Annotated in this window: 13 protein-coding genes and 1 riboswitch; of the genes, 6 read left to right on the top strand and 7 right to left on the bottom strand. The window is 64.2% G+C overall.

Translation table 11 applies throughout. The features are described 5' to 3' along the window. Positions 1 to 233: 233 nt before the first annotated feature. Both C5N93_RS09450 and C5N93_RS09445 read right to left on the bottom strand, forming a co-directional pair. Positions 234 to 1,736 carry a DEAD/DEAH box helicase gene (locus tag C5N93_RS09450; protein WP_242559052.1) on the bottom strand — a complete coding sequence of 501 codons (1,503 nt, stop codon included), beginning with the start codon at positions 1,734 to 1,736 and terminating at the stop codon, positions 234 to 236. A 274-nt stretch (positions 1,737 to 2,010) separates the two neighbouring features. After that, on the bottom strand, positions 2,011 to 3,087 hold the full coding sequence (locus tag C5N93_RS09445) for a bile acid:sodium symporter family protein (protein ID WP_242559051.1): 1,077 nt from the start codon (positions 3,085 to 3,087) through the stop codon (positions 2,011 to 2,013). A 233-nt stretch (positions 3,088 to 3,320) separates the two neighbouring features. Here C5N93_RS09445 and C5N93_RS09440 point away from each other — a divergent pair, with 233 nt between their 5' ends. From C5N93_RS09440 to wrbA, 3 genes are all read left to right on the top strand, one after another. Beyond that, positions 3,321 to 4,256: a LysR family transcriptional regulator gene (locus C5N93_RS09440; RefSeq protein WP_150719550.1), complete on the top strand. Its 936-nt coding sequence runs from the start codon at positions 3,321 to 3,323 to the stop codon at positions 4,254 to 4,256. Positions 4,257 to 4,394: 138 nt separating this feature from the next. Then, entirely contained in the window at positions 4,395 to 4,688 is a 294-nt protein-coding gene (locus C5N93_RS09435; RefSeq protein ID WP_069341604.1) for a hypothetical protein, read from the top strand. A 188-nt stretch (positions 4,689 to 4,876) separates the two neighbouring features. Further along, positions 4,877 to 5,509, top strand: a complete 633-nt coding sequence (gene wrbA, locus C5N93_RS09430) for an NAD(P)H:quinone oxidoreductase (protein ID WP_242559050.1) — start codon at positions 4,877 to 4,879, stop codon at positions 5,507 to 5,509. A 134-nt stretch (positions 5,510 to 5,643) separates the two neighbouring features. On the opposite strand, the gene blaOXA is transcribed toward wrbA, so the two are convergent. Further along, complete coding sequence (gene blaOXA, locus C5N93_RS09425; RefSeq protein WP_242559049.1) at positions 5,644 to 6,504, bottom strand: OXA-62 family carbapenem-hydrolyzing class D beta-lactamase; 861 nt, start codon at positions 6,502 to 6,504, stop codon at positions 5,644 to 5,646. Between the two features lie 220 nt (positions 6,505 to 6,724). Here blaOXA and C5N93_RS09420 point away from each other — a divergent pair, with 220 nt between their 5' ends. Together C5N93_RS09420 and thiC are read left to right on the top strand one after the other, a co-directional pair. Continuing rightward, positions 6,725 to 8,416 (top strand): hypothetical protein, encoded by a 1,692-nt coding sequence (locus C5N93_RS09420; protein WP_242559048.1) that lies wholly within the window; start codon positions 6,725 to 6,727, stop codon positions 8,414 to 8,416. A gap of 194 nt (positions 8,417 to 8,610) precedes the next feature. Then, positions 8,611 to 8,709, top strand: a riboswitch (TPP riboswitch). Between the two features lie 73 nt (positions 8,710 to 8,782). Then, positions 8,783 to 10,699, top strand: coding sequence for a phosphomethylpyrimidine synthase ThiC (thiC, locus tag C5N93_RS09415; RefSeq protein WP_150719554.1), 1,917 nt, complete (start codon positions 8,783 to 8,785; stop codon positions 10,697 to 10,699). Positions 10,700 to 10,834: 135 nt separating this feature from the next. Here the strand turns inward: thiC and C5N93_RS09410 are convergent, their stop codons facing one another. Further along, positions 10,835 to 11,986, bottom strand: coding sequence for a hypothetical protein (locus C5N93_RS09410; protein WP_242559047.1), 1,152 nt, complete (start codon positions 11,984 to 11,986; stop codon positions 10,835 to 10,837). A gap of 476 nt (positions 11,987 to 12,462) precedes the next feature. Here C5N93_RS09410 and C5N93_RS09405 point away from each other — a divergent pair, with 476 nt between their 5' ends. After that, positions 12,463 to 13,878, top strand: a complete 1,416-nt coding sequence (locus C5N93_RS09405) for a hemolysin family protein (RefSeq protein ID WP_242559046.1) — start codon at positions 12,463 to 12,465, stop codon at positions 13,876 to 13,878. Here the strand turns inward: C5N93_RS09405 and C5N93_RS09400 are convergent. The 3 genes from C5N93_RS09400 to recC are packed head-to-tail and all read right to left on the bottom strand — an operon-like array spanning position 13,850 to position 23,411. Further along, complete coding sequence (locus C5N93_RS09400) at positions 13,850 to 16,087, bottom strand: AAA family ATPase (RefSeq protein ID WP_242559045.1); 2,238 nt, start codon at positions 16,085 to 16,087, stop codon at positions 13,850 to 13,852. The genes C5N93_RS09405 and C5N93_RS09400 overlap by 29 nt on opposite strands. Continuing rightward, positions 16,084 to 19,998 carry an exodeoxyribonuclease V subunit beta gene (gene recB, locus C5N93_RS09395; protein ID WP_242559044.1) on the bottom strand — a complete coding sequence of 1,305 codons (3,915 nt, stop codon included), beginning with the start codon at positions 19,996 to 19,998 and terminating at the stop codon, positions 16,084 to 16,086. The genes C5N93_RS09400 and recB overlap by 4 nt, the downstream gene beginning before the upstream one ends. Continuing rightward, positions 19,995 to 23,411 carry an exodeoxyribonuclease V subunit gamma gene (recC, locus tag C5N93_RS09390; protein ID WP_242559043.1) on the bottom strand — a complete coding sequence of 1,139 codons (3,417 nt, stop codon included), beginning with the start codon at positions 23,409 to 23,411 and terminating at the stop codon, positions 19,995 to 19,997. Before recC ends, recB begins: the two co-directional genes overlap by 4 nt. Between the last annotated feature and the right edge of the window lie 228 nt (positions 23,412 to 23,639).

The raw sequence follows: 23,639 nt of genomic DNA, 5'->3' as shown, positions 1-23,639 counted from the left end.
TTATAGGTCAACTCGCCTTTTTCTACTTGCTCGACCACTGACAGCTTAAAAGCCAGGCTGTAGTCTCGCTGTGTCCGCTTAATCCCTTGCTCCATTTGCCACCTCCTCGTTTCAACGAAAAAGTGTCAACCTATTTCAGGACGGGACATCGAAATGAAAAAAGCCAGCGCTCACACGCTGGCTTTTTCGTCACCACTACGTCAGTCAAACTGACGCGCGATATCCTCACATCCTTAGCTACCGGCCTTACGCGGGAACCCCGCAAGCAAGGCTGCCACCTGACGCTTCGGCGCTTTCTCGGCGGGCACACCAAAGGCGGTCGGCGCTGCGCTGTCGTGCGACGCGCGGCTATCGCGCTGCGAATCCCCTGCCGACGGCGACGGCTCATACGGCTTGTAGAAGAATTCGTCTTCCGGACGCACGCGCCGCGGCGCCGGGCTGCCGCCGCTGCGACCGGCACGCAGGCCGCCGTCGTGACGGCTGTGACGATCGCCTCGCTCGCTGCGCTCCCCGCGATCACTGCGCTCGTATCGATCACCGCGATCGCCGCGATCCTCACGCGAACGGCTGCGACGCTCCATCACCAGCTCACCACGCTTGAGTTCGCGCTTGATCAGCTTTTCGATTTCCACGAGTTGCTTGCGCTCGTCCGGCGCGCACAGCGACAGCGCGACACCCGACGCACCGGCACGCCCCGTACGGCCGATCCGGTGCACATAATCTTCCGCGTTGTACGGCAGGTCGTAATTGATCACGCCCGGCAGATCGGAGATGTCCAGACCGCGAGCGGCCACGTCGGTCGCCACGAGCGCGCGAATTCCGCCCTGTTTGAACGCTTCGAGCGCCTGCATGCGCTCGTTCTGCGATTTGTCGCCGTGAATGGCCGCCGTCACGACACCGTCGCGCTCCAGCTGGCGCGCCAGACGGCTCGCGCCGATCTTGCTGTTCACGAACACGATGACCTGCTTGAGGTCGCGCTCGTTGAGAATCTGCACCACGGCGGCGCGCTTGTCGTCTTCATTCACTTCGTAGACGACCTGTTCGACCGTGTCGGCCGTCGCGTTGCGACGCGCCACTTCGATCGTGACCGGATTCGTGAGATAGCTCGATGCGAGCTTCTTGATGTCGTTCGAGAACGTGGCCGAGAACAGCAGCGTCTGGCGCTGCTTCGGCAGCAGATTCAGAATGCGCTGAAGATCGGGCAGGAAGCCCATGTCCAGCATGCGGTCGGCTTCGTCGAGCACCAGCATCTTCACCTGGCTCAGGTTCACCGTCTTCTGTTCGACGTGATCGAGCAGACGGCCCGGCGTGGCGATGAGGATTTCGACGCCGCGTCGCAGAGCATCCTTCTGCGGATTCATGTCGACGCCACCGAACACCACCGTGTTACGCAGCGGCGTGTGCGCCGCGTACGAGCGGACGTTGTCGGCCACCTGATCGGCGAGCTCGCGTGTCGGGGTGAGGATCAGCGCGCGCACCGGGTGACGGGCGGGCGATGCACTCGTGTTGGCGTCCGGGAGCAGGCGCTGGATGATCGGCAGCGAGAAGCTGGCGGTCTTGCCGGTCCCGGTTTGCGCGGCGCCCATGACGTCGCGGCCGGACAGCACGACCGGAATGGCCTGTGCCTGAATCGGCGTCGGCTGGGTGTAGCCCTGAGCGGCGATGGCCCGCAAGATGTCCGCATGCAGCCCAAAGCTATCGAAGCCGGGGATCGGAACAGCATTTACATCAGCCATGATGAAGGGACATCTCTTTTAAAAAAACGGGGGCCGCCACGCGGAAGGGTTTCCGCATCAAAGCTCACTCGCGAAGATTCAAGGGGCGCTGCGCGCCATGCTCGAGGCTGACGCGAGAGGGGTCTGTCGGGTGACAGATGCGTCGGGCGCAGCCGGACCAGGGTGGTCGTCAAGAAGCGAAACAGACGCAATTCTAGCACTTGCGCACGACCAACGTGTGACAACGGCCCTTGCCGGGCCGTTGTATGGGGGGTAACGAGGCGAAATCGGGCGCTCAGCGGCCCGCACCAGCGTTGGCGCTGCTGCCGTCGGACTTGCCCGGCTTGGCGCCAGGAACCGCCTTGCCCGCGCCGGCCTTGACCGAACCGGCCGCCTGCGCCGCACGCTGGCGATTGGCGTAGCGCTGCGCAAGCACCGCGCACACCATCAGTTGCATCTGATGGAACAACATCAGCGGCAGCACGATCGCTCCCAGCGGCCCGGTGGCGAACAGCACCTTGGCCATCGGGATACCGCTCGCGAGACTCTTCTTCGAACCGCAGAAGACGATGGTGATCTCGTCTTCACGCGAAAAACCAAGCCAGCGCGCCGAATACGTCGTGATGGCGAGCATGACCGCCAGAATCACCGCGCAACAGCCCAGCAGCCCCAGCAACGCCAGCGGCGGGATCTGATGCCACAGCCCGGTATTCACCGCTTCGCTGAACGCGGTATAGACGACCAGCAGGATCGAGCCCTGATCGACGACCTTGAGCAGACCCCGGTTGCGCTCGACCCATTTGCCGATCGCCTTGCGCGAGAGCTGGCCCGCGATGAACGGCACCAGCAGTTGCAGCATGATGTTGCCGATCGAGTCGAACGGCGACGCCCCGCCGCTGCCATCGTGATGCACCACGATCAGGCCGACGAGCACGGGCGTGATGAAAATGCCGAACAGGCTCGACGCCGACGCGCTGCACACGGCAGCCGGCACGTTGCCGCGCGCCATGGACGTGAAGGCAATGGCCGACTGCACCGTGGCGGGCAGCGTGCACAGAAAGAGGATGCCCAGATACAGCTCCGGGGTCACCATCCACGAGAGCGCGGGCTTGAGCGCCACGCCGATGATCGGGAAGATGACGAACGTGCTGGCGAACACCAGCAGATGCAGGCGCCAGTGCGTGGCACCGGCGAGCACCGCCTCACGCGAAAGCTTGGCGCCGTGCAGGAAGAACAATGCGGCAATCGCCACGTTGGTCAGCAGGTTGAAGGCAACTTCGCCCTCACCATGCGCCGGCAGGAAGCTGGCCAGCGCAACGGTGGCGACCAGCATCAACGTGAAATTGTCGGGAAGGAAACGCGGTCTGGCCATCGTCTATCTCGAATACTCTCTCTCGAATACGTCTGAAATGACAAAGCCCGTCCGCCAGAACACGGGACGCGACGGCATGAGGGCCGTCAGCGAGGGCCATCGGCCCCTCCAGCGAAGGAAGGAGGCGAAAAATGACCGGAAGTGTGCGCTCGCGCTACGGGTTTTTACGTATTAGAGCGCAAGGGTAGTTAAAATACAAATTCATTTAAAAATTTTATTCATACCAAAAACGCATGAACATCTCGCTCCGGCAGCTCAAAGTGTTCCTCGCAGTGGCCGAGCACGGCAGTTTCAGCCGGGCTGGCGAGGATATCGGCCTGACGCAGCCCGCCGTGAGCCGCTGTATCCGGGAGTTGGAGCAAGAACTCGGACTCAAACTAGTCGACCGCACCACCCGGGAGGTCACCCTGACCGAAGTGGGCGCTAGCCTCTCGGCCACGCTCGCCCGGGTGCTCGACGAGTTGGAGAGCGCCCTGCGCGACACCCACGGACTCGCCGAGGAGCGGCGGGGCCGGGTGCGAGTCGCCAGCGCCCCGACGATCTCCGCCAACCTCATGCCTGAATGCATCTCCGCCTGCGCAGCCCGCTATCCGGACATCACGCTCATGCTGCGTGATCAGGTGCAGACGCTGGCGACCGACAGCGTGCGGCACGGCGAAGTGGACTTCGGGGTGATCGTCGCCTCGGAGGGCACGGAAGATCTGGTCGGCGAACCCATCATGGTCGAGCCGTTTCTCGTGGTGTGCGACCGCTCACATCGCTTCGCGAAGCAAACCGAGGTGACGTGGAAGGAACTCAATGGCGAGAAGCTGGTGCTGCTGGACTATGCGTCCGGCAGCCGTCCGCTGATCGACCGGGCGCTGGCCGAGCACGGCGCTTACTGCCAGATCGCGCAGGAAGTCGGGCATGCGATTACCGTCTTCCGAATGGTCGAAGCCGGGATCGGCATCAGCATCATGCCTGCGCTGGCGCTGCCCACCATGCCGGGACTTCAGGAGCCGAGCAGCCGCCTCGTCGCCCTGCCGCTCACGCCGCAGATCGACCGCACCATCATGCTCGTGCGCCGAAAAAACCGCACCCTCTCGCCCGCCGCCCAGTCCGTCTGGGAACTGATCCAGCAGATCACGGCCGCCCACCGCCCGTCGAACGCCCCACCGAAAACAAAGTAAGTGAGCGTTTGCTACAATACGAGGGCGTCGACTCCCCCCGAAAGTGCGTGACTGAGCGAACGGGCGTCAGCCTGCCCCGCCATCGTGCCTCGACGCCATGCCCGCGCCCTGCGGGCATTGTGTTTCCGGTACGGCGTCATGGACTTGCTCATCAAATACTTCAGTCCGCTGTGGCTTTTCCACGCGGCGGCCGATCTGTCGTTCTGGCAGCGGCATCAACTCGACGCGCGTATGCGGATCGTGAGCCGCTTCATGTGGCGCTACGTCATGCGATGGTGTGTCGTGAGCGCTACGCTGCTCGTGCCGGCCGCCGTGATGGCCCATGGCCTCGCGGCAACGGGCCTCGCGCTGGCCGGTGGCCTGTCGGCGAGCGTCACGGTGCTGATGGCCGCGCTGGCGCTCGGCTGCCTCATCGGCTCACGCCTGCGTTAAGACCTACGTTAAGACCTACGTTAAGACCTACGTTAAAACCTGCATTAAGACCTGCGTCTTACCCTGAATCAAAGCCTGCGGCGTCGGCTGAGGGTTTCGTCACGTGCGTCGACTATGATGGAACGGCTTGCCTCGCGCGCCAGACGGTCCGCGACGCCAGCGTCTCTTGACCCCCTTAGGAGATTCACATGGCCAACGCCAAGATCCTGGTGGTGTTCTATAGCATGTACGGGCACATCTACAAGATGGCCGAAGCGGTTGCCGAAGGCGCGCGTAGCGTCGCCAGTGCCGAAGTCACGCTCATGCAAGTCCCTGAACTCGTACCCGACGACGTGCTCGAGAAGAGCGGCGCCAAGGCCGCGCGCGCAGCGTTTGCGAACGTGCCCGTCGCCCGCGTCGATCAACTGGCCGATTACGACGCGATCGTCTTCGGCACGCCGACACGCTTCGGCAACATGACCGCGCAGATGCGCAACTTCCTCGACCAGACCGGGGGCCTGTGGGCGAAGGGCGCGCTCGTCGGTAAAGTCGGCAGCGTATTCGCCAGCACGGCCACGCAGCACGGCGGGCAGGAAACGACGATTACCAGTTTCCATACCACCCTGCTCCACCACGGCATGGTGATCGTCGGGGTGCCCTACACCGAGCCCGGGCTGACCAACATGGCAGAGATCACCGGCGGTACGCCTTACGGCGCCACGACACTCGCCGCCGGCGACGGCTCCCGACAACCCAGCGAGAACGAACTGAAGATCGCGAAGACCCAGGGCCGTCACGTCGCGGAAATCGCCGCCGCCCTCAAACACGGGCGCGCGCTCTGATCCACCGGCGCCATCGGTCGCGAGACACTTGTCGACAAGACTAGCGGCGCCATCTCACCGCCACGAACATCCCATCGCGATCGCGCGGACGCCCGGCATTGCCGGCGCGCCGCGCGACCTTCACGGCGTCACGCTCAGATCAGCTTCATGTCCTTGAGCACATTGCGCACGATGCGGGCGCGCTTCGGTGCGTCGGCGTCACCCCCCATATCGATGTTCATCGCAATCATCGTGAGATTGCCGTCGCGCTCCAGCCATCCGACCCACCAGCCGATGTCCGGCTTCTTGTCGACAAACCAGCCGGTCTTGCCGTGCAACACGTAGTCGGCGTTCGCTTCAACGATCGAAATCTGCCGCACGATGTCCTGCGTGCGAGCGGAGAACGGCAGCGTGCCGCGCGCCAGCCTTTGCAGGAAGTCGACCTGCTCACGCGCCGAAATCTGCAAACTGTCGTCGATCCAGTAGGCGTCGGCCGCACGACCGATCGTGTGATTGCCGTAACCCACGGCAGCGAGCTTCGCCAGTGCGTATTCGCGCGGGATCCTGTGCGACACCACCTGATAGCACGGCAGACACGACACACGGAATGCGGTGCGCAAATCCATGACGGCACTCCACGCCTTGACGCGACGAGGCTTGCCGTCCCAGGGAATCATCTCGCGTTCGTTGTCCAGCGCGCCAGATTCGAGGGCGAGCAGGCTGTTGAAGATCTTGTAAGTCGACGCCGGCGACACACGACGCTCGGCACGCGCCGCGTCGAACGCCTGATAGGTCTGCGTCTTGCCGTCGAGCACGACGATCGTGCCCTTGACGTTTTCGGCTGCGAAGAATTTGCCCCAATCGGCACGCTCGGCGATACGCACGGGCGCCGATCCGACGACCTTGGCGGCCTCGGCGGCATGCGCCGGGGCGACGAGCATCGTGGGGGAGACAAGCGCGGAGGCCAGCCGCAATACGAACGCGACACGCCGCCAGCGAGAGATTATTTTTTTCATTTCGTTGTCCTGATTGGATGAATGACACACACGTTGTCGATGGTGCTGGCCGAGCACCGCATTTCGAAAGCGTTTGCAGCTTAGTGGGCGTTTCGTCAGATGCAAAGCACCGCTACCGTAACCGACGTAACCGCCGTATCATCGGCACGCCCCTCTGTGTATTTCCGAGGAACTCGCGGAGCCCCTCCGCCCCCGGAGCGAATCGATTTCTCTCGACGCCATGTCCGACATGCCTGCGCCGCCGCGCGCTTCTGACACTGCTTCCAACGCCGCTTCCGGTGCACCGCCGCACGCCCCGCTTGTCGTGCGACTCGACACGCCGCAAAAGATCGACGGCCAGCCCGTGCGCTATCAGAGCCTCTGGCTGCTGATGCGCGTCTACTACGCGGCGCGTTACGAAAACACCACGGTCTCGCTCGCTTCGCTGAAGATCCGCTTCGGTCAGGCAGCCATCGCGGGCGATCTGCGCATGCTCATCAGCCGGGCGTTTTCGGATTTTGCGCGATGGGGCATCGCTGTCGGCTGGGGTGACGACCGTCACATGGACGTCCGTCTGCTGCCCACCCGGGGACGCGGCAGAGGCCCCTTCTGGCTCGCGACACACGAGATGTCGCGCCTCGTGGTCATGATCGGCGACACCGCGCCCGACGATTCGCGTCGCGCCATTGCCACCTTCCTCGGGTTGCCGCAAGGCGCCGTCCCCGACACGCAGTCGCCCGCCCTCGATTACGTCATGCAGGACATCGCGTTCTGGCATCACCTGACGCTGGGCAAACGCGACATGCAGGACGGCGTGTTCTTCGCGCCGCCTCAAATGTCGTCGCCCGGCGAAGCCAGACGGCAACGCACCGGGGCGATTCCGTCGTTCCATGCCGCACAGGTCTGCGCGGTGGACGACGTGCAACGCGGCATTGCCCTGCTCGCGGAGACGATCGTGTGGCGCCGCATGGGAGATGCCACCCGCACGAAACAGTCACTCGCTACGCTCGCCGCAACGTTCGGCGCCCATCAGACTGGCTCGCCGACGTTACGCGCCATGCACTGGATCGTGCAGGCGTGGCAAGCGTACGCATTGCGCGACGAAGCCGGCGCGTTCGCCCATTTGCAGCGCATCAGCGACGACGCTTCGCTTGCCCCCTGCCTGCTCTACAACCCCCGCATCCGCTTCGAAAGCCGCAATCTCCAGGCGCTGTTGTACAAGTCGCATGCCGCACGCAACGGTCCGCTGCCTGCGCGTGCCCAATCGGCCGCCGACGCCCTCGCCGCCTTCTCCGACGCCCTGCAAGCCGCCTTCGAAGCCGACTCCATCGAACTGGCACAGCACGTGGCCGCCAACATCGGTCTGTCGCTCTGGCTGTTCTGGCAAGGCGCGCTCATCGACCCGGGCAGACGACTGGCCGCCGCCGAGGTGCAGCGTCAGGCATTGCGCTGGATCGGCCTGTCGGAGTGGATATGCGATCGTTTCGGCGTGGGCGGGAACTCCGTCTGGAATACCGTCTTCCTGTTGCGCATCGCGCGCGGGGCGGTACCGGTGCGGCGCGACCCCGATCTGGAGACGCTACGGGCGAGCACACCGCTCGCGGTCGACGCGTTTCTCGACGCCGTGCAACCGTTCGGCGCGCCATTCTCGCGGGCCAAGGGGTTCCTGCGCTGGACCGACGTCGTCATGACCACGCTGGCCGACCATGAGGAGGGACGCGTGCGTTTCGAGCCATTGCAACTCGCGAATCTGTGGTTCGAGATGCTGTGGTTTGCACTGCACCAGGACGGTGACTCGCCTCAGGCGTTGCATGCGGCCCACTCACTGGGACGTGTCATGCCGATGCTGCCGCCACCGGACCGGCGTTTTTTCCGTGACGCGCTCCGTCTGATGCCGCGTGAATTCCAGCGGGAAGTGCGTCTGGCGCAGTAGCGCGGACATCGGCACGTGTTGATCGCCGTTGGCAAAACTTGAACGAATTTCCCGATCCTGACACCGATCGTCCCGACGAGATGACGAGCGCTGGAAGACCCGCCGCATGCGGCGTTGCAGCAATGCGCCGTTCACGTTTTTCGGGACACGCCGCGCTTGTGCTGGCCGGGTATGTCGGTGTATCGTTGCCGCAAAGCTAAGCGCAGGGGTCCTGCAACGTGAGTTGTGGGTGAGAAATACCCTTAGAACCTGATCTGGATAATGCCAGCGCAGGGAGCGTAGAAATTCCTCGCCCCCGTTCATGCTCCTGAGCCGCTTTGCGCCGATTTAGTCGGCGTCAACACGTGCCCCGCCAGGAGACATTGCATGAACGCCAATCCGAAGTTCCTCTCAGCCAACGCGCGCGTGGACGAAGCCGCGATCGCTCCGCTGCCCAATTCCCGCAAGATCTACGTAGAAGGCTCGCGTCCGGACATTCAGGTCCCGATGCGCGAAATCTCGCAATCCGACACGCCGACCAGCTTCGGCGGCGAGAAGAACCCGCCGATCTACGTCTACGACACCTCGGGCCCGTACACCGACCCGAACGCCCGCATCGACATCCGCTCGGGTCTGCCGGCGCTGCGCGCCAAGTGGATCGAAGAGCGCAACGACACCGAATCGCTGCCGGGCCTGTCCTCGGCCTACGGTCGCGAGCGCGCCGACGACAGCGCGACCGCAGACCTGCGCTTCCCCGGCCTGCATCGCACGCCGCGCCGCGCCAAGGCCGGCAAGAACGTGACGCAGATGCACTACGCGCGTCAGGGCATCATCACGCCCGAGATGGAATACATCGCCATCCGCGAAAACCTGCGCCGCCAGGAATACATCGAGAGCGTGCGCGCTGCCGGCCCGCAGGGCGAGCGTCTGGCCAAGCTGCTCTCGCGCCAGCACCCGGGGCAACACTTCGGCGCGAGCATTCCCGCCGAAATCACGCCGGAATTCGTGCGCGAGGAAATCGCCCGCGGCCGCGCCATCATCCCGAACAACATCAACCACCCGGAATCCGAGCCGATGATCATCGGCCGCAACTTCCTCGTGAAGATCAATGCGAACATCGGCAACTCGGCCGTGACGTCGTCGATCGGCGAAGAAGTGGACAAGATGACGTGGGCCATCCGCTGGGGCGGCGACACGGTCATGGATCTGTCGACCGGCAAGCACATTCACGAAACGCGTGAGTGGATCCTGCGTAACAGCCCGGTGCCCATCGGCACGGTGCCGATCTATCAGGCACTGGAAAAAGTGAACGGCAAGGCCGAAGACCTGACGTGGGAAATGTTCCGCGACACGCTCATCGAGCAGGCCGAGCAAGGCGTCGACTACTTCACGATCCACGCCGGTGTGCGCCTCGCGTACGTGCCGATGACCGCCAACCGCATGACGGGTATCGTCAGCCGCGGCGGCTCGATCATGGCCAAGTGGTGCCTCGCACACCACAAGGAAAGCTTCCTGTACACGCACTTCGAAGAGATCTGCGAAATCATGAAGGCGTACGACGTCGCGTTCTCGCTGGGCGATGGTCTGCGTCCCGGCTCGATCTACGACGCCAACGACGAAGCGCAACTCTCCGAACTCAAGACGCTGGGCGAACTCACGCAAATCGCGTGGAAGCATGACGTCCAGGTGATGATCGAAGGCCCGGGTCACGTGCCGATGCAGCTCATCAAGGAGAACATGGATCTCCAGCTCGAGTACTGCGACGAAGCCCCGTTCTACACGCTCGGACCGCTGACCACGGACATCGCCCCGGGTTACGACCACATCACGTCGGGTATCGGCGCCGCCACCATCGGCTGGTACGGCACGGCCATGCTGTGCTACGTCACGCCGAAGGAACACCTCGGCTTGCCGAACAAGGACGACGTGAAGGAAGGCATCATCACGTACAAGCTCGCTGCGCACGCCGCCGACCTGGCCAAGGGTCACCCCGGCTCGCAGATTCGCGACAACGCGCTCTCGAAGGCACGTTTCGAATTCCGTTGGGAAGACCAGTTCAACCTCGGTCTCGATCCGGACAAGGCGCGTGAATTCCACGACGAGACGCTGCCGAAGGACTCCGCCAAGGTGGCGCACTTCTGCTCGATGTGCGGACCGCACTTCTGCTCGATGAAAATCACGCAGGACGTGCGCGACTACGCCGCCAAGCAGGGCATCACCGACGAAGCCGCCCTCAAGCAAGGGATGGAAGTGAAGGCGGTCGAGTTCGTGAAGAGCGGTGCGGAGATCTATCGCCGCACCTGATGCCGGCACTCGCTGTTCGTTGAACGCAAAACGCGCCCGGAGATTCCGGGCGCGTTTTTTATTGATGCGGCACTTTGCGATGGTGACGACGGTGGCGCATGACGCCGGTCGATGTTCGCGTCAGATCACACGCCCTCAGCCGCTGACGGGCGCACGGCTCGTCGCTTCGGCCGGCAGCGTAGGAATACCCCGCATCGTCAGTTGGTTACGCAAGCGCTGCGTGGCGATGTGAGGCGCCGTCGACGACAGCGACGTCGCCAATGCCGTGAACGCCTTGGTGTTGGTGGCTGGCAGCGCCGCCGCGTCGACGACTTCCACGTGGCGCATGTCCCAGTGACGCTCGCCCAGCTGCTCGATGCCCAACGCCAGTTTGACCCACTCATCCGTGCCGAGCCCCACGGTCGCGGGCAGGTCGCCACGCACGAATGCCTGATGCATCGGCAAACCGTCGGAGAACCCTACGCGAAGCATCCATTCGGTACTCTCGGACGGTGGCAACAGGCGCCCACCGGCCTGCAATCGCTCGTTCAGACCCGCGATGAACTTCTCCGGCGGGGTATTCATCAGGCATGCAGTCGTCCACTCCTTCTTGCCCGCCAGCGACGGCTTTCCCGTCCAGCGGCGCGCGGTGTCCGCCACCGTCTTCGTCACATCTGCCCGGCTCGGATCGAAAGGCACCGTGCCGTTTCGGCCGTCCGTGCCGAGCAGCGAACCGTTCACGATGTCACGACAGATCTGCGCACGCTCGCTGCGTCCGTCCGGCATGACGACCGGGTGATTGCGGCCTTCGAGCGAGGCGACGCGGGTATTGACGTTCTGCGAGCTCGCGCAGACGTGCAACGTTGCCAGCGATGCAGCGGACAGGACCGGCTGTGCGACGCGCGGCGCCTCGAACAAGGATCTGACGTACGACACATCTTCCACATCGACGCTGTCGACATCGGCCGGTGACGTCAGAAACGCACCGAACAGCGCTTCACCAGAGGCGTCGCTCTCCGACGACGCCGATGAGGCCGAGGCAAACACCGCCTGGAAATCCGTCCTGGCCTCGCTGCCTGCATCGTTGGCACGACCGGACACCTCGCCGCTCTGCGAGGGCCGAAGTACGCGCCACGGGTGCGCAGGCGCCTCAGCGCGGGCGCTGGCCGTATTCATCTCTTTGGCAACATTGACGATCCGGATCAGCGGCATTCCGCCCGCGTCGACCATCCCGGCATCGGGATTCAGTGCAACGGGTGCGAGAAAGGCAAGGCCGCCGACACCGGGCGGTTGATTCAAGGGCTGCATACCGAAAGTCATCGAGAAATCCTTGGAAAGAAGGAAAAGGAAGCGTCGCGGCTTGTCCCCGCGGCTCCGGCACCGGTTCGACACGACATTCGAGCGGCAATGAAGCGGTATCGAAGCGGCATCCACGATGCCCGAACGATCGTTCGGGAATTGTCGGTTCTGCACACTGGGTCTCGCAGCTCGTGCACGCGACCGTCCAGGAGTGGACAGCGTTTGCGGCCTGCGCGCGTCCGGCACGCCAGGCACGCGCTGTCGAAGTGCCCCGAAGTTATGGCATGCTATCGGACAGCGGTGCAGCCGACGCGGCTGACGCGGCACGTCGATACGGCGTCTCCAGCTCCCGAAGGCATCTCAAAATGATGGCCGGCAGGCCTTGTTTTGAAATGTCTCCCTGCTCTCCGGACTCACTCCCGTGCGAAACGGTCCGGCCTGCGTCGCGGCGATGTACCCGCACTCGCACTTACAGGGATAACAATATGAGTGGTTACGGATTTCTTTTCAGTATTCTCTTGCTGGTGCTGGCAAGCGCCTTCTTTTCCGCTTCCGAAATTTCACTGACGGCCGCCAAGCGCACCAAACTCCAGGTGCTCATGGAAAAAGGCGACGAGCAGGCCGTCAAGGTGCTGGCGCTCAAGGAGCAGCCCGGTAACTTCTTCACCGTCGTGCAGATCGGCGTGAACGCCGTCGCCGTGCTCGGCGGGGTGCTCGGTGAGAGCTTCCTTACCGGCTATCTGTTCGAATGGCTCAGCCCGTTCACCGATCAGGCACTGGCGCTGCGACTGGCCGGCATCGGCTCCTTCCTCTTCATCACGATCGCCTTCATTCAGTTTGCCGACCTGATTCCCAAGCGGCTCGCCATGGTGAACCCCGAGCGCGTGGCGATGGCCATCATCGACCCGATGCTGTTCTGCCTGAAGGTACTGCGCCCGCTCGTCTATCTCTTCAACGGCGTCGCCAACCTGTTTCTGCGCATGTTCAAGCTGCCGACCCATGCCATCGACAACATCACGTCGGAGGACATTGCCGCCATGGTCGGCGCGGGCGCTCAGGCCGGCGTGTTGCGCAAGCAGGAACTGCATTTGATCGAGAACGTGTTCGAACTCGAATCGCGCACCGTCGGCTCGGTCATGACGTTCCGCGACGACGTGGTGTACTTCACCATCGCCGAGGACGAGCGCAGCATCCGTCAGAAAATCACCGAAAGCCCGCATTCCAAGTATCTCGTTTGCCGCGATGAGATCGACAACGTACTCGGGTATGTCGACTCGAAGGATCTGCTCCAGCGCATTGCCAGTGAAGATCTGTCGAGCGTGATCCGGAATCTCGATCGCCTCTACGCGAAAAAGCTGCTGGTGATTCCCGATACGCTCAACCTCTCTGAAGCGCTTGCCCGCTTCAAGGAGACCCGGGAAGGCTTTGCCGTCATCATCAACGAGTACGGTCTGGTCGTTGGCGTCGTCACGCTCAACGACATCGTCGGTGCGCTCATGGGCGATGTCGTTCACCCGGCCGACGAAGATCAGATCGTGCAGCGCGACGAACACTCGTGGCTCGTCGACGGCGTCACGTCGGTTGAAGACGTGAAAAAGGCTCTCGATATCGATGAGCTTCCCGGCGAAGGCGAGTTCGAGACCATCGCGGGATTCATGATCTATCAGCTCAAGCGCATTCCGAAGAAGTCGGAAGCCACCGAAGCCGCGGGCTACAAATTCGAAGTGGTCGACATCGACAATTACAAGATCGACCAGTTGCTCGTGACCCGAATCGGTGCGGTGGCCGAAGCGGCTATCGCGGCCGCGAAGCTGGCGGCAAGTCAGGGGAACCCGGCATCGCCGCCGAACCCGTCGGCCCCGGAGAACCCGGCTAATTCGTCGACGGATCGGACACCGTAGCCATCACCTCCGTCAAACGGTCGGTCAGACCGCCATCGCGCTGCGTCGGCCGTGCGATGGCCGACGCGATCACTTGCCACGGCGCATACAGCCACGCCTCCCGGCGCGCACGCGTCACACCGGTGTAGATCAGCTCTCTCGACAATACCCGGCTCGCCTGCTCCGGCAGCACGATCGCGACCCGCTCGAACTCGGAGCCCTGCGACTTGTGAATGGTCATGGCAAATGCCGTCTCGTGCGCCGGCAGACTGGCGGGTGAGTACAGACGATACCCGCCGTCAGGCGTGGCAAACGCGACGCGCAACGTGCCTGACGGTCCGAGCGGCAACGCGATGCCGATGTCGCCATTGAACAGGTTCAGCGCGTACTCGTTCTGTGTCACCAGCACCGGACGCCCCGCAAACCATGCCCCTCCACCGGCGCCAAGTGCTACGCCTGCGCGTCGTGCCAACAGCGCGGTCAATTGCGCACCGAGAAATTCGACGCCCCGACGCCCGCCACGCGTCGCGCACAGCACCCGGAATCGGCCGAAAGCGGCGAAGACCGGTTGCGCCACCATCGCGATGTCAGCCGATGTCGCCGCCGCCGGATCGCCGAGTTGTTCGATGGTATCGACGGCCCGGGCGAGCGCGTCGAGGTATTCGGCATAACCATCGGCCAAGGCGTTCAGATGGGGCGCGGACAACTGGATACCACCGTCTTCGCTCAGTCGCACCCGGTCAACCGCAGTGGCGTCGGGCGATCCGCCTTGGTTCGGAGGCTCTCGTTCGCTGTCGCCAACGGAAAGCGCCTTGCGCGCGTCGATGACCTTCCCCGTCTTGATCGCCGTCGCCAACCGGCCAATCGCAGAATGCGCCCCAAAGCGATAGGTCCGCTCCAGCCAGACGACGGCGTCTTCGAGTCCGCTGGCTGCACGCACGCGGACAGTGGCTGCCGTGCCCACGGTGGCAGCAGCAGCGGCTTGGGTGGCCGCCGTAGCGACGGCGCGTTTGGAGCCTGTACCGGCCGCAAGGGGCGGCGTTGTGGCTGGGGCTGCGGCCAGGGCCGCACCACTCGCACCGAGCGCCAGCGGACCAGAGCGGGGTAAATCCTCGGCAGGCCAGTCGAGTGCCGACAGCAGATGCGCCCGCATGTCGGGTGAAAACGCTCGCTGTGCGCTCAGTTCCCCGAACACCGCCCCCGCTTCAACGGCTGCCAGTTGATCCTTATCCCCGAGCAGAATCAGACGCGCGCCGTCCGGCACGGCTTCGAGCAATGCCGTCGCCATCGACAAATCGATCATCGATGCCTCGTCCACCACGATCAGGTCGTAGGGCAGTGGATTGCCGGCATGGTGACGGAAGCGCCGTCCGACTTGCTCGGCGGACTCAGGAAGCACGCCGAGGAGCCGATGCAACGTGAGCGCCGCTTCGGGCAGGGCCAGACGTACGGTGTCGGGCAAGTCCTGACGCGCCGTCAGCGCTTCCTGCATGCGCTGCGCCGCCTTTCCGGTCGGGGCGGCAAGCGCCACGCGCAAGTTGGCATCACGTTCGAGCAAGCACGCCAGCAGACCCACGACCGTGGTCGTCTTCCCGGTTCCCGGGCCACCACTGAGTACGACCAGCGAGCGCTGCAAGGCGAGTGCAGCCGCTGCCATCTGCCAGTTCGGCTCTCGCTCGCCTTCCGGTGAGCGCAGAACGCCATCGCGGAAATAGCGCCGTAAGCGCTTTCGGTCTTCGTCGGTAATCGCTGTCGTCGACGCATCGGTCGTCGACGTCATCGACAGCTTGCGCCCGAGCGCCGCTGCCAGCCGCGCTTCGTAGCCGTAGTAGCGCGCCAGATACAGACGATCGTGATCGTCGAGCAGCAGCGGAAAGGCGTCCGCCTGCGCATCGGTCGTCAACGCGCGCGCGAGGCTGGCCGGCGCACACAGGCCACTCGCGAAGAGTGCGTCGCGCCAGACGGACAGCGAGGGCGCATCGCCGGGGAACAGTTCACCGCTCGCCTGTCCATCTAGCAGGTTGCCGAGGGGCACGCACACATGCCCCTCCGACGTGGCGAGGCTGACTTCCAGCGCTGCACGGCGCACGTAACGGCACGTCACTTCGTCCGCGCCGTTGCCGCGTGCGAGCAATCCCATGCGGCGAGCGAAACCCTGCGCCAGTCGCACGACGCCACTGTCGGCCAGCGGCGCACCGGAAGCGTCGCCGGTATGACGTCTATCCGTCATTCGCCCTCCCCATCGATGGCGGCGACATCTTCGCCTGCCGGGCCATCGCTGCGGGCATTGAGCGAGAGTGCTTCGGCAAGCGCGGTGTTCTCGCCCGCCGCGAAGAGCCCGTCAAGCGCGTCGACCATTTCGCGCGACGGCTTGTCGAAAAACACGCCCGGTACGTCGTCGCCGGCGAGATGCGCGCTGGCCCAGTCGGGACGCACGCCCCGCACGAAGAGATAAAGACTGCCGCCCATGTCGCGTTCGTAGTCGTAGTCCGGCAGACGACGCTGCAAGAAGCGGTGCAGCGCCAGCGTATAAAGCAAATACTGAAGGTGATAACCGTGCTCGGCCATGGCTTCGCGCAATCCTTCAGTGCCGTAGTTTTCCGGCGCGGTGCCGAGATAGTTCGACTTCCAGTCGAGAATCCACCACTGTCCGCCGTGGCGGAACACCAGATCGATGAAGCCTTTGAGATAACCGCGCAGGACGGTGGCGTCGAGCGGCAGATCGGGATAGCCGAATTGACGCAACAGCCCTCGCAATGCGTCGAGCGACACCTCATCCGCCGGGTACGTGAACTCCATTTCCGTGAGGCGCTCCGTCAACGCGACGTCCGCCAGTTGCATACCGGGCCGCAATGGCGTCGCCAGCGTGTCGGACAGCATGTTCATCATCATGGCGCGCCAGGCGTCGTTCTGTTCAGCCCCGCGCCCGGGGGGACGCTCACGCAGCGCCCTCGACACCGCGTGCGGCCATTGCACACGCGACTGGAAGTCGGCGAGTTCGAACACGCGGTGGAAACTTTCCCCGGCAGCAGGCCCGCGCGGGAAACGCAGAATGTCGTCGGCCGGCGGCCACGCGTCGTCACCCTCGGGCGGCAGCGCGAAACTCGGCCCGGCATTGGCCTGAGCATCGTAGTCGGGACGGGTGCGCTCCGGCGCACTCAGTTGCCCGCCGCCCAACTGCGGCCCCGTGTGCATGCCGGCCAGGAGGCCGGAGAAGCTGCCGATACGCCAGACTTCGCGCAGCGCACGCGTGCTCGTACGCGTCGTCAGCTCGGGCGGCGTGTCGTGCACGATGCGTGTATCACTCGCCAGCGCGTCGCCGACCGGCAGCGGCACGACATCGAGCGGTCCGCCAACGAGCGCCTTCCATGCGCTCCGGATTGTCTCGACACGTTCGTCGGCATCGACCGACGAGGAAATCCACGCATCGAACGCGATGCCCTGACCCGCCGCGAGCCAGTTAAGCATGCCGCCACACGCCTCCTTCACGCTGCGTCGGGACGAATAGATCCCCGCCGCGAGATAGCAACGGTACACCGCGCGCGTCAGTGCCACGTACAGAAGGCGCGCCTGCTCAGCCGACTGCTCCTGACGCAGCGCCGCCGTCGCGGGTGATCCTTTCGCTGCGGCATCGGTGAAATCGATGACAGCCGTGGCGCCGTCGTGATACTCCAGCCCGTCCAGACCGCCACCATCGCGCACGGCGCCGTCCCAGAGGAACGGACAGAACACGACGCCATACTCCAGTCCCTTCGATTTGTGAACGGTCACGATCTGCACCAGATTCTGGTCCGACTCCAGACGCAACTGCGCCTCTTCGCCACCGCTGGCACTGCGTTGCGACGCCAGCCAGCGCAGCAACGCCGGCATGCCCGGCTGCTCGGCCCAGCGAGCCTGTGCGAGTTCGGCCAGATGCATGAAGTTCGTCAATCGCCGTTCGCCGCCCGCTTGCGCCACCAGTCGCGCTGCCAATCCCAATTCCCGCATGAGCGTGCGCCACATCGCGGAAAAACCGCGATCGATCCACAACTGACGGTAACGCTGGAGACGCTCGATCCAGGCAATCGCCTCCGCATCGGACGCCTCGCTCGTCTGCATGCGATAAAGCGCGGTGGCGTCCAGACCGAAGAGTTCCGTTGCCAGTGCAGCGCGCAGTGCTCGCACATCGCCCGGCGCTTCCACTGCCCGCAGCACGCGTAATAGCGTCTCCGCTTCCTCGCTTGCGAATACCGAATCCTGCGTCAGTTCTACACTGCCCACCGCATGCTCGGCCAGCATGGCTTTCATGAGCGCGCCCTGACGGTGTGTCTGGACGATGACCGCAATATCCCCCGGCACGAGTGGCTTGTCACCGACAAGCACGTCACCGCGCGACGCTCCCGCCAGCAGTCGAGCCACCTCTGCCGCCGTCGCCCGCGCACAGGCGTGTTGCGCTTCATCTTTCGACAGCGGCTCGTCGTCGTCCGGCAACCACCAGACCGTGAAGTCAGCCACGTCGCGCACGTCCGACAATGGCGGGCGACGGCGCGCCCCTGGCCGTACCGGCGGATACTCAAGGCCGTCGAGCACGAATGCACGATCGTTGGCACCGAATAGACTGTTGCCGGCATCGATGATGGCGGGTGTGGAGCGCTGGTTGACGGCAAGCGTATATGCCGCGTCCGCATTCTCCCGGGCCGCCAGATAGGTATGCAGATCCGCCGCCCGGAAACTGTAGATGGCCTGCTTCGGATCACCGACCATGAACATTGGGCCACGGTGCGCCTCGCCCGAAGCCACCTCATCATCGGCCGGCGACGGCTGGCCATACACCGTACTGAAGATCGCAAACTGCAGGGGATCGGTATCCTGGAATTCGTCGATCAGGGCACAGGGGTACCGCTCGCGCAAAGCTTGTGCGAGATCGGGATGCTGCTGCAAGGCACGCGCGATGTTGCCCAGCAAGTCATCGAACGAGACAACTCGCAACTCCCGCTTGCGCAGCGCAAGTTGCTCGGGTGCCTCCGCTAACCAGTCACGAAGGATTCGCAGCCATTGCATCTCGTAACGTTCGTCGGCATCGGCTCGCGCCTGCACAAGCGCGTCCGCCATGTCGAAGAAACGGTGATCCGGTGGCGTCTCACCTTTCTTGATGTCTTTGACAAGACGTGTCGTGGTCAGCAACTCCGCCTTGGCCCCCAGTAGCGCTCCGGCGTCGCGTGCGCCAAGGTAGCGTTGCCACGCCGAGACGGCCTGCGGCAGCGATGTCTCGTTGTAGATGTTCTTCTTGTATGACGGCAATGCCCGACGCATGAGGTCGGCAATCAACGAGGCCTCGGCTTCCCAGCAATCGCGCGCCGCCGAATAGGTCGTCAGTAACGCTGAAGGCGCGGACGTTTGCGCCTCCTGCGTATCACTCAGAGCGCTCGGATGACCCAAATCGCGCTGCACCGCTTCGGGCCAACGCAACTCGGACATCGGCTTCTTCAGGCGACGCGCCAACTGATCGGTGAGCGTGCCCGGCGAGCGCTTCCGGTCGACGAGCCACGCGGCAAAGCTGTCGTCCCGCGCGGCCAACGGTTCCACGACGCGCCGCCAGAACTCCACCGCCAGATCATGCCGCACGCCGTTGTCGTCCGGCACGAGTTCATAGGCAAACGGCAGGCCTGCTGCGAACGGCACTTCCGCGAGCGCGCGTTGGCAGAAGCCGTGAATCGTGTGAATCGATGCCTGATCGAAACCGCGCAACGCCCGTTGCAGACATTCGCGAATCGCTTTCACCGACATGTCGCCGCGCTCGATCAGGCCGGCGATCATGACGTTGAATAGCGGATCGTCGCTCGCATCCAGGTCGAAATCGGGGAAGTCATCGGCGTCGTCCGCGTCGCTCACGTCGCCTTCATCACCGTCGTCGCCGAGCACGGGTGCGATCGCCGCGACGAGTCCCGCCAGACGTCCTCGAATGCGCTCGCGCAACTCTGCCGTCGCCGCATTCGTAAAGGTCACCACGAGAATCTGCTCGACGCTGAGCTGCTTTTCCAGCAGCAGACGAACGTAGAGCGCACAGATGTTCCAGGTCTTGCCGGTGCCGGCGGACGCTTCGATCAGGCAAATGCCGTCGAGATTGCAGCCGAACACGTCGAGATCGATGAGCTGAGTCATGCGCCCTCCACGAGTTCAAGGTGCTGGACCAGCGGGCCGAACATCGTGTTCGCCAGCAAATCGAAAGGAGACGCGAGAGGATCTTCCACGCCTCGCCAGATCAGCTTGGTATAAGGATCATCGGCATCCCCGCGCGCGAACGCGGACCCTTGCCATGCGTTTTGTGCATCCGCCGGTTTGCCAGTGCTCGCTAGCTTCCAGGCACTGCGCACGAAGAACGGCAATGGACGCGTCTGTCCGAGGCGGTACAACCCGACCCACTGCGCGAGCAAGGTCACCGCATCGTCCACCGGCCGCAACGCGAAAGTCTCGTCTTCGCCGTACCAGAGGGTTCTGGCCGCAATATCTTGCCCGGCATGCTCGGGCTGTTGCAGATGAGCGCATAGCGCAAGGTGTGCGAGCCACGCCGCCAGCAGGTCGCTCGGACGCATGCTGCCGTAGCGATACATCACCAGCCCATGACGCGACACAGGCGCGAGGCGGCCTTGTAGCAGACATTCGGCTGACAACGTCGCGTCACCGTGCCAGATAGCATCCGTCGATGCCATCCAGGCAGGCGGCAACGCTGGCGTCATAGGCAGCGTCACGAGCAATTCCTGCGTGCCCTCGGCTTGCGCCTCCCTCACCTGCGTCGCCAGCGAGCGTAGGCCGCCCAGCTCCCGCCGACGCCAAACTGCGCCGGTCGCCCCGCCCGGCAACTCATGGCTCACGCTCGCGATACGGTCAATCGCGTCAGCCTGCATGCGTGCATCCCCGCTACCATCGCGTAGCAGACGCGGCAACAGTCGCGCGGCAAGCGCGTCACGCCCGGCCCAATCGAGCACGAACGGCTCCTCGTCCTCGACCTCCGTCAGCATTTCGTTGAGCGACAGGCCCAGGCGGTCGCGTGCCCAGGCGCGCCCGGGATGACGCCAGAAGCGCAGCAGATCGTCCAGCGTCAGATGCGTCTGCGCGACGGCTGGCAATGAATCACGCACGAACGGTGCAGCCAGCGCCTCCGGTGCCGGCGACGCCAGTTGATCGGCCAATTGCTGCGCCGCCTCACCATTCGATACGTCGTAGCTGTATAGCGACGCAGCATGACCATCGAAATAGGCAGGTGAGAACGGTTGCAACGGATGCAGCACGATCAGGCGCTCGCGCGCCTCGCGTTGTTCGTCCAGACCGAAGCCTTGCGACACCGGCGCCAGCAATTGGCCCGTGAAGTCGAGCAACTCGTCTACGGCCGTCGACGGCGGCAACGGGGCGTTATCCCGCACGCTTCGTCCCGTGTAAGTGATCAGGAAACGATCCTGCGCGCTGAGCATCAGGTCGAGGAACAGATTGCGCTCGTCGTCGCGTCGCTGGCGGTCGCCGCGCTGCGGTAATGCTCGCATCAGATCGAACTCGTCGGCACGCACCCGGCCCGGCAGCACGCCGTCGTCCATGCCGATCATGCAGACGACGCGATAAGGCAGCAGACGCAAGCTCGGAATCGCCGCAAACGTCACCCGGCCCGACGGCACACCACCGCGTGTCGGGTCGTCGAGCGCGTCGGCCAGCACGCGCGCCACCACATCCACCGGCACACGCACCTCGGGGGCGCCGTCGGCAATCGCCGAGCCGATTTGTTCGATCGCCATGCGGACCTCCGCGACATCGTCGGCGAACCGTGGCTCATCGGAGAAAAACTGCTCCAGCATCCCCAGTAGCTGATCGCGCCACGCCAACCCCGTACGTTCGTTTTGCAGCGCAACTGCCGTCATGTCGAGATCGTCGATCAGGCGCGCCAGTTGTCCAAGCAACTCGGCGCGCCCCCCTTCGATACCGCCGACCGGGAGCCAATCGTCGACCGGCATCGCGTCGTCGGGTAGCGCATAGCCGAGGAACAGCCGCATCATGGCGTCGCCCAGCGTGTGACGCTCTAACGCCGGCGCGGCCTCTGCCCCCGGCGTACGGTCCACACCGGTCCCGTCGAGGCGTAGCAAGGCGTCCCCGCGCCACCCGCGACGCGCTCCCGCCGCATGCAGCCAGTTCTGAATCGCATCGAGCACATTACCGCCAAGGTCGTAGCGTTGCGCCACGGCCTCCGTGCGAGCGAGCTCCACCAGACTGGACGCCGCCACGCGCTGCTGCGGCAACGCCAGAATCGAGGCAAAGGCACGAGCGACCGGATTGGTTCGCGTCGGCGGTAACCCCGTCACCAGATAGGGGATGCGAGGTGTCGCCGTACCGAAAACCGCGTCGATAAGCGGTGCCGCACGCCCCAGATCCGGCACGGTAATCAGCACATCGTCCGGACGCAGGTCGGGAATTTCATCGAAGCACGCCAGCAAGCGGTCGTGCAGCACTTCGATCTGCCGGGCCAGACTGTGACAGACATGCACCTGCACCGAGCCGTCGGCGTCGACACCGTCCGGCGCGCCGTGACGACCGTCGTCCAGCGAGAGAATGCCGTTTTGCAACGCTGCCAGCAGTGTCGGCGCGGGATTCGGCTGAAACAGCGCCCGGTCCTCCACCGCCTGGGGTGCAAGGTCGGCATACAACGCGTCGATATGCGATTGCGTCTGACGGCCCCATTCGGCCAGCAATGGATGGCCCACCTCGCGATGTGCCGCGCCGTCTCGCCGGGTCAGATAGGAAAGCCGCGACGGCGGCACGATATCGAACCAGTAGCTCTCGCAGGGATTGAGCACATAAAGATGCACGTCGATCAGACGGGACATGGCCTTGAGCAACGCCATCGACAACGGCGGCATCGACGACAGCGCAAATACCGAGACACGCGAAGGCCACCCGGCGGGGAGCGTCTCCGGCGTCAGTTGCTCGATCCGGTCGATGGCACGCAGCGTAGGATGACGCTCACGGATATCGAGGTGCGCGAGCACCTGCCGCCACAAGGCGCTTTGCCAAACCTCATCGGCCCGTTGCACATCACCCCAGGTCTCTGCCGCCCCCGGCAGGATCGCTTCACCGGATTGCCAGCGTTCCAGCCAGCCAGGCCGGTAAGTCAGATACTGATCGTAGATATGGGCGAGCCGGTCCGCCAGTTCGAAGCGCATGACATCGTCTGCGCCTGCCAGATAACCCGCCAACCGTGGCGATGTCTGCACCCACGGCTGCGCCAGACACTGGTACAGCGGCCAGACCAGCCGGTCAGGCGCGAACGGCGAACTCTCTGGCACCGTCAACAGCTTGCCCGCCATATCCCACAGCCACTGGGCGAGATAGGTCAGGCGAACGTTCGCACACACGCCGAAGACATCCGCATAGTCCAGTTCGAGCCGGCGGCGCACGGCCACGCTTGGCACGACGATGGTTTCCGTCTCGAAGGGGTCGACCGGTCCCGTCGAAGCGCCGGGCGCTTGTGCGAGATCGCGCAGCAGCGCGGCTTCGAGCGTAGTGAACCGGTTGGAGAAGAATAGATGGAGCATGCGGGCGTGGCGGCTTAGCGAGTCTGTTCGCAAGCATAGCAAATGCCCCATGGCAAAGCCCATCGGACAGATCCGAAAGCTTGCCCCGCCATGGGTGACGGCCACCCGGCAGATGCGGCAGGCCACGTCCGTGCGCCGCGTGTAACCGGCGGTATCCCCACTTCGCGGCACGCAGGGCTTCGGCTAGACTCTCACTGCGCCGCGCCCTACCCGTCGCGCGGCCGGCTT

It is taken from the genome of Pandoraea sp. LA3 (assembly GCF_022696215.1).
GTDB classification, from domain to species: Bacteria; Pseudomonadota; Gammaproteobacteria; order Burkholderiales; family Burkholderiaceae; genus Pandoraea; species Pandoraea capi.
Note: the sequence above shows the minus strand (reverse complement) of the source record. Positions and strands in the feature narration are given on the sequence as shown.